Here is an 11,391-nt window from a genome sequence, read left to right as displayed (position 1 = left end):
GCCCGCGCTTTGATGCGGCTGTTCTCTCCCGAGTTGTCCAGCGGCGACTTTTTGCCGGATGCCTTTGATAAGGGCGGCTGGGCGTCTCTGCCGCCGTTTTCGCCTCGCTCGGCCAACCGTGAGGGCTGGACGGAACGCTTGGCCGCTCTGTACGCCTTGCGCAGTGGACAGGCCAAAGGGCTTATCCTGACCGCCGATAACCTGCTCCCCAAGTTGGTGCCTCTGGATTTCTTCGAGAACCGGGAGGTTACCCTCATACGGGGTGAAGACGTTTCGTTGGATATGATACTCGAACAGGCGGTTGAATGGGGCTATGAGCGTGTTTCCATGGTCTCGAATCCGGGCGAGATCGCCAGACGTGGTGATATTCTCGACATCATGCCTCCCGGCTATGATAAGCCCATACGCCTTGATTTTTTTGGGGATCTCATAGAGGAGATCCGCCTTTTCGATCCCGTGAGCCAGCGTTCGAAGGCAAATCTTTCTGAAGTACGTGTTCTTCCCGTGTCACCCGTTCGACAGTCGCCCGCTGACCAAGCGAAGATGCAGGCACGCTGGAAAAGCCTGTTCCAGAAAAACATGCTGACCGAAAATGAACGGTTCGGGTTGACCCGCTTACAGGAACAGGGCGATTTCCGCTTATTGCCGGGTTGCTGCTATGATACGGCGACCAATCTGGAAGCATGGCTCCCTGCCGATACCGTATGGGTTCTGCCGGGGCTCGCCGATCTTCGTGATATGTTGTCCTCAGCGGAACGTCTTTGGACGGAAGCCTTCGAAGCGCAGGATGTGGAGGGCCGTCCTCAGCCGCAGCGTTTGGCCATGCGCGAAGCAAGCGATGTGGAAAGCGTTTGCGAGCGGTTCGCCTGTGTTCACGCGGAACCGCTGGTGATGGGCATCGCCAAAGGAATCCATGATCTGCCGGAACGGAGCCTTTCTTCGTTCGAGGAGCTGTTTCCTTCGACTGCGGAGCAGGATCGCCCTTGGCAGACGCTCGTTCAAGCACTGAAACGGTGGCAGAACGACAAGCGGCAGACGATTTTGTGCTTTGCTTCCGAAAAGAGCCGTACGAAATTTTTGAATCTGGCCTCTCAGGACGGATTATCCCCTTTGCTGCGGTATTCCGGGGAACAGCATGGCCTGTTCGCTTTGGTGGCGCCATTTCGGGTCGGTGCTGAACTGATTTGGGATGAGAGCCTCATACTCGGGGAAGATCTCCTCCAGCCACATGCGGAGAAAAGCCGCCGCGTTCCTACAGGAGCCTTCAAGGGGCTTGATCGGTATGACGAGTTGAAGCCCGGCGACTTGCTGGTCCATCGGGATTACGGCATTGCTCGCTTTGGTGGGCTGTTACGCATGGAAACGGGCAGCACTGCCAACGATTTCCTGCTGCTGCATTATTCCGGAGATGATCGGCTTTACGTTCCTGTGGATCGCCTTTCCCTCATCCAACGCTTTAAGGGCGGAGGAGAAGCGCAGCCGTCGCTGGATCGTCTGGGCGGCGGAGCCTGGCAATCCGGCAAGGAAAAAGCCCGCAAGGCTATCGAAAAAATCGCCGAAGACCTGATTGAAATGTATGCGTGGCGTAAAGTGGCCAAGGGGTTCCGGTATCCTCCTCTTGGGGAGTTGTACCGTGAATTTGAAGCGTCCTTCGGCTTCGAGGAAACGCCTGATCAGGCGAAAGCCATACAGGACGTCCTGGCTGATATGGAAAAACCCGAACCTATGGATCGGCTTGTGTGCGGAGACGTGGGGTTCGGCAAAACGGAGGTTGCTCTGCGGGCGGCGTTCAGAGCCGCCTCGGAAGGGCGTCAGGTCGCACTGTTGTGTCCCACGACAGTTCTTGCCGAGCAGCATTATCAGACCTTCCGCTCCCGGCTTTCGGGCTTTGCGCTCAATGTCGGGCTGCTGAGCCGCTTCGTTTCTTCGGCCAAGCAGAAAGAAGTGCTCAAAGCGGCGGCTTCCGGACAGATCGACATCCTCATCGGTACGCATCGGCTCCTTTCGGACGATGTGGTTCTCCCGAATCTTGGCTTGCTTATCCTTGATGAGGAGCAGCGTTTCGGCGTTCGGCACAAAGAGAAACTTAAAAAAATCAAAAAGAACGTTGATGCGCTCACATTGACGGCCACTCCGATTCCCCGGACGCTTCAGTTATCCATGTCCGGAGTCCGCGAACTTTCGGTTATCGAGACGGCCCCCCCTGAGCGTAAACCCGTTTCTACGGCGCTGCTGGAGCGGGACAAGGCAACGCTTCGGCAGGTGATTGAACGGGAACTGGCCCGTGAGGGGCAGGTTTTTTGGGTCCATAACCGGGTGCAGGGGCTGGAACGGGTCGTCGAGTTCGTCAAGGAACTGGCTCCGAATGCGCGTATCGGCATGGCGCATGGGCAGCTGCCGGAAAAGAAGCTTGAAGAAACCATGCACGCATTTTGGCATGGCGAGTTGGACATTCTGGTTTGTACCGCCATTGTTGAGTCGGGGCTGGACTTCCCTCGGGCCAATACGCTGATCGTCGATCAGGCGCACCTTTTCGGTCTGGGGCAGTTGTACCAGTTGCGGGGCAGGGTGGGGCGGTCCGATCGGCAGGCTTTTGCCTGTTTCGTCGTTTCTGATCTGGAGCGGCTGCCTGCTGCAACAAAAGAACGTTTGCGCATTATTCTTGATATGGATTACTTGGGCGCGGGCTTCCAAGTTGCGATGGAAGATTTGCGGTTGCGTGGTGCCGGAAACATTCTTGGTGAGGTTCAGTCCGGCCATATGGGACGTGTGGGGCTTGAACTGTATCTTGAAATGCTCGAACAAGCCGTCAACAAGATTAAAAACGGCGGCGTATCGTTGCAGATTGAAACGGAACTCAATTTAGGGCTTACCGCCCATATCCCCGAGGACTATATTACGGATGGACGGGAACGTCTGCGTTGGTATAAGCGGCTATCCGCTGCTCCGGACGCTCAGGCCCGCCAGGAACTTGAACTCGAGCTTCGAGACCGCTTTGGCATTTTACCGCAACCATTGGAAATCTTTATGGCTGTACTGGCACTGAAGCAATTCCTGAGCGGGGCTCAAGCCTTGAAGGCGGACGTATACGAGGATCGGCTCCGTGTCCTCTGGGATGAGAAGCAGAACGCCATCGCACCCGAGAAACTGGTGCCGTTCTTGAGTGCGCAAAAAGGCAATGCCAAGTTGATTCCTCCATCAAGCCTTGAATTGAAGCTGGATATGCAGTTGCCCACCCCGCGCAGACTTGATGCCGCCAGACTGGCGCTGGGGACACTTCTGACGGACTGATTGCCCGGGAGCGTTAGAAAGTCCCGGCGTTGCAAGTTGGCGGGAATCAGCGTATCTTGCCAAAAAATTGTCGCACGGACAGCACTCCAAAGACGTTTTCCATTGGGCCGAACGCATCTTGAGAAAGTTCCGTCCGAGGAAATCTTTTTGTGTGCTCAGTGTTGGAAAAACAAGGCTGGGAGTGTTTCAATCCCAGAGCCAGAATATCAAGGAGCATAGCGTGCGCATCGTCAGTACCGCGTTTCTTTTGTTTTTTTTGATTACGTCTCCCGTACACGCCGCCATCAATGGCGTTGCCGCGGTCGTGAACGGCGAAATGATAACGGCGTTTGACTTGCAGGCTGAAACGGCCCCCGAAGCCATGCGGCGGGGATTGAATCCCAAAGATCCCAATCAGGCCGCTGCGATAGAAGAACTGACCAAGGCAACGCTGGAACGCATGATCAACAACATTATCCTGACGCAGGAAGCCCAGCGCCTTAAAATTTCGGTGGGCGACAGCGAAGTGGATAATGAAATACAGCAGATCATGTCGCGCAATAAAATGACGCCGGAAGAATTCCAGCGTCAGCTCCAGATCCAACGCACGACAGAGAAGGATTTCCGCGAGCGTATCCGCAGCAGCATTTTGCGGAACCGCCTCCTTGCCAACATGGTCGGCCGTAAGGTCATCGTGACGAAAGAAGAGATCGCCGATTATTATAATCGGCATAAGCAGACGTTCATGAACAACCAGAAAGTCCGTTTTGCGGTTATTGTATATCCGCCGACGGAAAATGCCGAGACGCAGGCCGCCCGTATCCGTAGCGGCAAGCTTTCCTTTGAACAGGCCGCTCGTCAGGTTTCCGTGGGCCCTCGCGCTCAGGAAGGCGGTGATGTGGGCGTCGTGGATTGGAACAGCCTTGATCCTACATGGCAAGACCGCCTTTCGCAGCTCAAGCCGGGGGATGTCTCCGGATTGTTTGAAGTGAATAACGGGTTGAAAGGACAGCTGAAGCTTCTCTCCATGGAATCCGGAGACGGGCAGACGCTGGAGGAAGCCACGCCTCAGATCGAAAGGATTTTGCGCGAACCGAAGCTCCAAGAGCGCTTCCGTGAATACAGCGAACAGCTCCGCAAGCGGGCTGTGGTTGAAATCCGCCAATAACTATCCCTTTTTGCATTCGATTTCTGAAAGGTACACAGCATGGAAGAGACGGAAACTGTTTTGACGCTGGCAGACTTTGGGGCCCTGCTTCGTGAGAGGCGTATTCATAAAGGGCTGACGGAAGAAAATGTCGCCGCGCAACTCAAGATCACCTCTCGATTGGTTAAAGCCATAGAGGAAGGCGACATGGAATCCATGCCGCATGCCGTATATGCCCGGGGATTCATTCGGGCGTATGCGAAGCTTCTTGCCGTCGACGACAGCGTTACCCACGTTGCGTGCGCGCTGCTCAAAGATCCGGAAGAAGAGCTGCGCGAACAGGAAATCCGTGTTGTCCCCGCTGCGGCACGTCGCGAGGAAAGTCATGTGCCTTGGCTTGCCATCCTTTTGTGCGCGTTGTTTCTTGCGGGAGGGGCATGGTATTTTCGGGATAGTATCCCCGGACTTTCCAGCAATACGGCGAGTCAGGAAAAAACGGCATCTCCGGCGGTGTCTTCCCCGGCTGTCCCTGAAGCGGATAGCGTTGTCACGACGCCTGTCATCCCCGTGGAGCCGGCTGCGAACGCCACGCTTCCTGCGGCATCAGAGGAACCGATTGTTTTGGGTGGAACCCCTCTTCCCGCTGAAACCGGGACGCCGACAGCGCAAGCGGCTCTTCCCGCCGCCGGTCACCGTATGTTGTTGACGGCGCAGGGCGATTGCTGGGTTTCGACGACCGCGGACGGCAAAAACAGCCAGCGCGTCATGCATAAAGGGGACACCCTGAATGTCGACTTTCAGGAAAAGCTCGTTATGAAGCTGGGCAACGCGGGAGCCATGCTGATCACGTATGACGGCAAGGAACTGCCGCCTGTAGGGAAAATCGGTCAGGTCAAGACTGTCACGTTTCCCAATGACACTCAGAATTAGTCTATGGAATGGTCCGATACGGCCCTCGTTTTGGGGGTAGGGCGCTTTCGGGAATCGGACCTCTGGCTGCGTATGCTGACGCGCCGCCACGGTATCGTATCGGCGTTCGCCTTTGGCGGCAGCCGGAGCCGCAAACGATTCTGTGGCTGTCTGGATCTTTTCAACGAACTCCAGATCAGTACCAAAACGACCCGAAACGGCATGTACCTTTCCTTGCAGGAGGGCAATCTGATTCGGGGGCCCCGGCGTTTGCGGACGGACTGGAATCGGCTGGGCATGTTTATGAACTGTGTCCGGTTTGTTGAAGCGCTTGGCGTTCCTCAGGATGGTGCGGCCGGAGTGTTCCTGCTTCTCAAGGACACATTGGAACTTCTTGAACAGTCTGAAACCGTGCAGGATATTCTTCCGATACTTTTTCGGTTGCGCTTGGCGTCTCAGCAGGGGTACGCTCCCGCTTTGACGGCATGTGTCTCCTGCGGGAAAAAAGAGATTGATCATGCCGGATTTCTGGTTTCAGAAGGGACCATCGTTTGCCCTGATTGCGTTTCCGGGCGAGGAAATATTGTGGAAATCAGCGGCAAAAGCCTTGACGTTTTGCGCCAAGTACAGGAAGTATCACCCCTGCATTGGCATTTTTTAACGTCCGGCTCTTCGGAAGAGGCGGGCGAAGTATTGCTCCCGGCGGAACGACGTGAGTGCGCGAGAGCGGTGGATGGCTTTGTGCAGTATCATTTGGGCCTGACTTGGGACAGGGGGCGCTTCCGGAGAATGTGATCCGGAAATTCCGAACACTAAAAAACGGTCTGCTGTGGCTGTTTTTTCGGAAGGGAATACCCCGTCTGGTGAGTGCCGCTATTGTCATGGAGGAAGCATGTATTTTCAGGATGTGATTCTCACTCTGCAACGCTATTGGGCGAGCAGGGGATGCGTCGTCGCTCAGCCGATGGATATAGAATGTGGTGCCGGCACGTTTAACCCCTCGACGTTTCTGCGGGTTATCGGGCCGGAGCCGTGGAGAGTGGCCTATGTGGAGCCTTCTCGGCGTCCCACGGACGGGCGGTATGGCGAAAACCCCAATCGGCTTCAGCACTATTTCCAGTTTCAGGTCATTTTGAAGCCTTCTCCCGACGATGTGCAGGATCTCTACCTTGGCAGCCTTCGTGCACTGGGGATCCATCAGGAAGAACATGACATACGCTTTGTCGAAGACGACTGGGAGTCTCCGACCCTCGGCGCGTGGGGGCTCGGTTGGGAAGTGTGGCTGAACGGCATGGAAGTGTCGCAGTTCACCTATTTCCAGCAGGTTGGCGGGATCGATCTCTCGCCCGTCAGCGCGGAGCTCACCTATGGTCTGGAACGCCTGACCATGTACCTGCAAGGGAAAGATTCCGTCTATGACATCCAGTGGAACGAGCATGTGACCTACGGTCAGATCTACCATCAGAACGAGGTCGAGCAGTCTCGCTATAATTTTGATGAGAGTGACGCCGCCATGCACCGTGAGCACTTCGACCAGTTTGAGGCCGAATGCCTTCGCCTCACCGGACAGGGACTGCTTTGGCCCGCGTATGACTATTGTTTGAAGTGCTCCCATACGTTCAACCTGTTGGATGCTCGGGGGGCTATCTCCATTACGGAACGCACCGGCTATATCGGGCGCGTGCGCACGTTGGCCTCGTCCGTTGCGCATCTGTATGCGGAGCAGCGTAAGGAAATGGGGTATCCCATGCTTGGAGGGAACCGATAATGTCCACCTTTGTTCTTGAAATCGGCACGGAAGAGCTGCCGGCCCGCTTTTTGTCCAATGTTGAAAAAGAACTGGCGGATCGCTTCACGGCTGGGCTCGAAGAAGCTGGCTATACGTTTTCCCTCCTTGATACCTGTGCTACGCCGCGTCGTTCCGTGGTCATCGTGGAGGGTCTGGAGGATACCCAGCCTGTCAAGGAAGAATTGGTTATGGGGCCGCCCGCCCGCATTGCTTTCGATGCCGGGGGGAATCCCACCAAGGCCGCTCAAGGTTTTGCCAAGACGCTTGGTATCGACGTTTCCGCTTTAGGCAGAACGCAGACAGAGAAAGGGGAATACCTTTCAGGGATGAAGAAAACCGGCGGCGTGCCTACATTGGACGTGCTGGCTGGCTTGTGCCCGGCGATTATCGCTGCTTTGCCCTTTGCCAAGCGTATGCGGTGGGGAGACGGGGAGTTTGCTTTTGCCCGTCCCATCCGTTGGGTTCTTGCGCTGCTTGGCGACGTTGTCGTTCCGTTTGAAGTCGGTAAAGTGGCTTCCGGGCGGGTTACGCAGGGGCACCGCGTGCTTGGTCCCGGTCCCTTCACGATCAAGACCGCGGGCGATTACGTTCCCACCATCGTGAAGGAAGGGGCCGTTCAGCTGAAGGCGGCTGAAAGGCGCGCCTATATCGTCAGCGAAGGGAACAGAATCGCGGAAGCGGCAAATGGCAAAATCATCTGGATCGATGGCCTGCTTGATGAAGTTCAAGGATTGGTTGAGTGTCCCGTGCCGTTGCTGGGCGACTTTGATCCTTCTTTCCTTGAACTGCCCCGTGAAGTCCTGTTGACCAGTATGCAGGAACACCAGAAGAGTTTTGGCGTGGAAGATGCTTCGGGCAACCTCATGCCGCACTTCCTGACTGTTCTGAATCTGCACCCGAAAGATCTTTCCCTTGTCAAAAAGGGATGGGAACGTGTGCTCCGCGCACGCCTTGAAGACGGGCGGTTCTTCTGGAAGACTGACCTTGAAGCCACGTTTGATGAGTGGCTGGAAGCGCTTGATGCGGTCACGTTCCTTGCTCCTTTGGGGAGTATGGGGGAAAAGACGCGCCGTATCAGCGCGCTGTGCCGCTGGCTTGCCGAGAAGGTTCAGCAGGATCCGGAACAGGCCGCGCGGGCGGGGCGTCTTTCCAAAGCTGACCTTGTCTCCGCTATGGTCGGTGAATTTGATACGCTGCAGGGCATCATGGGCGGGATTTATGCCCGCAAAAAGGGAGAAACGGAAGCTGTCGCCGCGGCCCTTGCCGAACAGTATCTGCCGTCCGGCCCTGATTCGCCCGTTCCAGGCACGGGGCTTGGTTCCATCCTGTCCATTGCGGATAAGGTGGATACCCTTGTCGGGTGTTTCGGTCTGGGCATGATTCCCACAGGTGCGGCCGACCCCTATGCTCTCCGGCGCTGCGCGCTCGGCATCACTCGTATCATGCTTGAGCGTGGGTACCGCTTCGACGTCAAGGAACTTTTCGAAGAAGCGCAGAGGCTGTACGGCGATCGGAAATGGAAGCTGGCCCCCACTGAAGCAATCGCGAAGTTGAATGACTTTTTCATTGCTCGCGTAAAGAATTATTTTCTGACTCAGGGCAAGGAAACACTGCTTGTCGAGGCTGTGACCGCCGTCGATCCCGACAACGTATGGGCCCTCGGCCGACGTCTCGGCGCATTGGAATCCATGAGTCGACAGGATGATTTTCCGCAGGCTGCACAGACGTTCAAGCGAGTCGCCAACATCATCCGTAAACAAGGCCATGAAGCTGGTGTGGACCTTCAGGGTACGTGGAAACGTGAACTGTTGCAGGAACCGGCGGAAATGGCGCTTGCGGAAGCCTTGGAAAAAATGTTTGCCGCATTTGAGGCAGCATGGGCGAACGACGATTTTGACGCACTCTTCTCTATGCTCGCCGCACTTCGGCCAGCCGTGGATGAGCTTTTCGATAAGGTCATGGTTATGTGCGAAGATCCTGCTCTTCGCGCCAACCGCCTCAATATGCTTAAGGCATTGACCCTGCGCATGGAGCGGCTTGCCGATTTTTCGGCGCTGCAACTTTAGCCCCACATGGCTCCCCGGCTTGGTCCGGTCGGGGAGCCATTGCCATAACGCATTCGGAACGGTTCTGCGCGGCTGCACGGGAACTTGTCTTCCTGAAAAGACTTGACTGAATACGTAAAAAAAGATAAGGACATCAATTCAAACCGCAACCACGCCGCGTCTCGGACGCAGCAAGACGTACCCCGGAGGGAAATCGTGGCCAACCACAAGTCTGCTATCAAGCGTCATAAGCAGAGCGTGAAGCGCGCTGCTCGCAATCGTACCGTCAAGACCCGCATCAAGAATGTGGTGAAATCTGTTCGCGCCGCCATCAAGGCTGATGATCAGGCTGCCGCTACGCAGCTCCTGAGCACCGCCACCTCTTCTCTGGATAAGGCCGCCACCAAGGGCGTCATCCATTGGAAGAAGGCCGCCCGCAAGATTTCTCGCCTTGCCAAGGCTCTCAACGCTGCCAAAGCCGCCGCGTAACACATCTGTTTTCTGATGTAAAAAAAGGAAGAGGAATGTTCCTCTTCCTTTTTTTATGTACTGTCAAAGGAAAATCAGCTTTCAATACCGGACATGCGCGCCAATTCCGTTTTCCGTTCACGTTCATCCAGACGGATGCATTGCGTAAATGTCTTGCCGTCCTTGACTTGCTTCGTCACCCGGAAGTGGCGGAACGCTCTGGAGGCAAGCTGTGGCCAGTGCGTAATCAAAAGCATCTGGCGGCGTTGGGCAAGAGCTTCGAGCCGTTCCGCAACCTTGTTGAGGGTGAGCCCGCCGACACCGGCATCCACTTCGTCAAAAATGAGCGTGGCTTCTTCATCGTGATCCTGCACGGAAACGACCGCGAGCATGAATCGGGACAGTTCGCCGCCTGAGGCGATCTTATCCAGAGGCTGCGGCTGTTGACCAGGGTTAGGGGACCACAAAAGTCTGACGCGGTCCTCCACGCATCCAGGGAATAATGCCACTTCCGACCAATCCGCGCTTACACGGACATACTGGGAAAAGCCCAATCCCTGCAACTCGCTTTCCAGCTTTCGGGTGAAAGACTCTCCAGCCTTCCGGCGTTCGGGATTCAGAAGGGCCAATACGCCCGCGAGTTGTTCTTGAAGCTGCTTTTCCCGCTTTTCCACCTGCCGGATGTCCAGTGTACAGGCGTCAAGAAACGAAAGGTTGTCCTGAATTTCTTCCCTGAGGGCAAGGATTTCCGGAAGTGTTCGATGAAGCTTGCGTTTGAGCTGCGCCAATTCGAAAAGCCGGGCTTCTATTTGTTCCGGATCGATATCAGCCTGAGGCAGGGGAGGGCGGCGCAGTTTCCGTTCCAGTTCGGCAATCGTCTGGCGAAAAGAGACTGCCGACTCAAAATACGCGGCCATATCCTCATCGTCTCCGGCCAGCAGCTCCAACGCCCGTTCCAGATGGCCGATCTGTTCAAGAAGTCCTGTTTCCTCACCACGCAGGATCATCTGCGCCCGTTCGTAATGCCGCCGCAACTGCTCGGTCCCGCGCCACTCCGCACGCATGGCTTCGAGCTGTTCTTCTTCGCCTTCAGCAGGAGAAACTTTTTCGATCTCCGTGAGGTGCATTTCAAGGAGTTCCCGGCGATCCGCAAGATCTCTGAAACGGGCACGGAGCGCTTCCTTACGTTCGGCCGCTTCTTTGAGTTCTTTCAGCAGAGAGTTGCGTGTCGCCAAAAGATCGGGCTGGTTCATCCAGTCGTCAATCAACTTGGCCTGAAAATTCGGCTGGAGCAGCTTCTGCTGTCCGTGCTGGCTCGTATGGACAAGAAGGGTGGTTCGCAGTTCCTTGATCGTTTCTTGAGAGGCCAGGGTGTCATTGATGAACAGGCGGCTACGCCCGGTTTCCGCAATCAGTTCCCTGCGGACGATGAGTTCTTCCCCGGAACGCATGAAAAGGGCTTCGACCTGAGCCCGCTCTCTTCCCGGGCGGACCATGTCCGCTCCGAGCTTCTCTCCCATCAGAAAGTTGAGCGCTTTCAGAATGAAGCTTTTCCCAGCCCCTGTTTCGCCGGTAAGAACATTCATGCCCGAGGCAAATTCCAGTTCCATGTCGGATATCAGGGCGAGATCACGAATATGCAAATATTCAAGCATAGTAAGGAATACTCGTAACGAAGAAAGGTCATGACTTGCGAAGCCGTACGCGGGCTTCATTGCGAACGAGGGCTACCATAGGGGGATTACCCGAATGATGCAAGCCGC

At 55.8% G+C, this 11,391-nt stretch carries 8 protein-coding genes; 7 read left to right on the top strand and 1 reads right to left on the bottom strand.

The genetic code is table 11. The annotated features are described in order from the left end of the window. From mfd to rpsT, 7 genes are all read left to right on the top strand, one after another. Positions 1-3,291: transcription-repair coupling factor (mfd, locus tag HMPREF0178_RS01490; protein ID WP_009378431.1), on the top strand; the 3,291-nt coding region annotated here is incomplete at its 5' end. Positions 3,292-3,511: 220 nt separating this feature from the next. Then, positions 3,512-4,438, top strand: coding sequence for a SurA N-terminal domain-containing protein (locus HMPREF0178_RS01485; RefSeq protein ID WP_009378429.1), 927 nt, complete (start codon positions 3,512-3,514; stop codon positions 4,436-4,438). Positions 4,439-4,477: 39 nt separating this feature from the next. Beyond that, entirely contained in the window at positions 4,478-5,347 is an 870-nt protein-coding gene (locus HMPREF0178_RS01480; protein ID WP_009378427.1) for a RodZ domain-containing protein, read from the top strand. Between the two features lie 3 nt (positions 5,348-5,350). Beyond that, positions 5,351-6,121 (top strand): DNA repair protein RecO, encoded by a 771-nt coding sequence (recO, locus tag HMPREF0178_RS01475; protein ID WP_009378425.1) that lies wholly within the window; start codon positions 5,351-5,353, stop codon positions 6,119-6,121. Between the two features lie 97 nt (positions 6,122-6,218). After that, positions 6,219-7,094, top strand: coding sequence for a glycine--tRNA ligase subunit alpha (locus HMPREF0178_RS01470; protein WP_009378424.1), 876 nt, complete (start codon positions 6,219-6,221; stop codon positions 7,092-7,094). Further along, the gene (glyS, locus tag HMPREF0178_RS01465; protein ID WP_009378423.1) at positions 7,094-9,181 is read left to right on the top strand and encodes a glycine--tRNA ligase subunit beta; all 2,088 of its coding nucleotides are present in this window, start codon (positions 7,094-7,096) and stop codon (positions 9,179-9,181) included. The genes HMPREF0178_RS01470 and glyS overlap by 1 nt, the downstream gene beginning before the upstream one ends. Positions 9,182-9,376: 195 nt before the next feature. Next, entirely contained in the window at positions 9,377-9,649 is a 273-nt protein-coding gene (gene rpsT, locus HMPREF0178_RS01460; RefSeq protein ID WP_005027055.1) for a 30S ribosomal protein S20, read from the top strand. A gap of 74 nt (positions 9,650-9,723) precedes the next feature. Here rpsT and HMPREF0178_RS01455 read toward each other — a convergent pair whose 3' ends face one another. Next, entirely contained in the window at positions 9,724-11,283 is a 1,560-nt protein-coding gene (locus tag HMPREF0178_RS01455; RefSeq protein ID WP_009378422.1) for a DNA repair protein RecN, read from the bottom strand. Positions 11,284-11,391 lie beyond the last annotated feature (108 nt).

The sequence above is a fragment of the Bilophila sp. 4_1_30 genome (assembly GCF_000224655.1).
Taxonomy (GTDB): domain Bacteria; phylum Desulfobacterota; class Desulfovibrionia; order Desulfovibrionales; family Desulfovibrionaceae; genus Bilophila; species Bilophila wadsworthia.
Note: the sequence above shows the minus strand (reverse complement) of the source record. Positions and strands in the feature narration are given on the sequence as shown.

Coding starts and splice junctions, on each gene's coding strand:
- HMPREF0178_RS01480 (WP_009378427.1), top strand. CDS start 4,478: ATGGAAGAGACGGAAACTGTTTTGACGCTGGCAGACTTTGGGGCCCTG.
- recO (WP_009378425.1), top strand. CDS start 5,351: ATGGAATGGTCCGATACGGCCCTCGTTTTGGGGGTAGGGCGCTTTCGG.
- HMPREF0178_RS01470 (WP_009378424.1), top strand. CDS start 6,219: ATGTATTTTCAGGATGTGATTCTCACTCTGCAACGCTATTGGGCGAGC.
- glyS (WP_009378423.1), top strand. CDS start 7,094: ATGTCCACCTTTGTTCTTGAAATCGGCACGGAAGAGCTGCCGGCCCGC.
- HMPREF0178_RS01455 (WP_009378422.1), bottom strand. CDS start 11,283: ATGCTTGAATATTTGCATATTCGTGATCTCGCCCTGATATCCGACATG.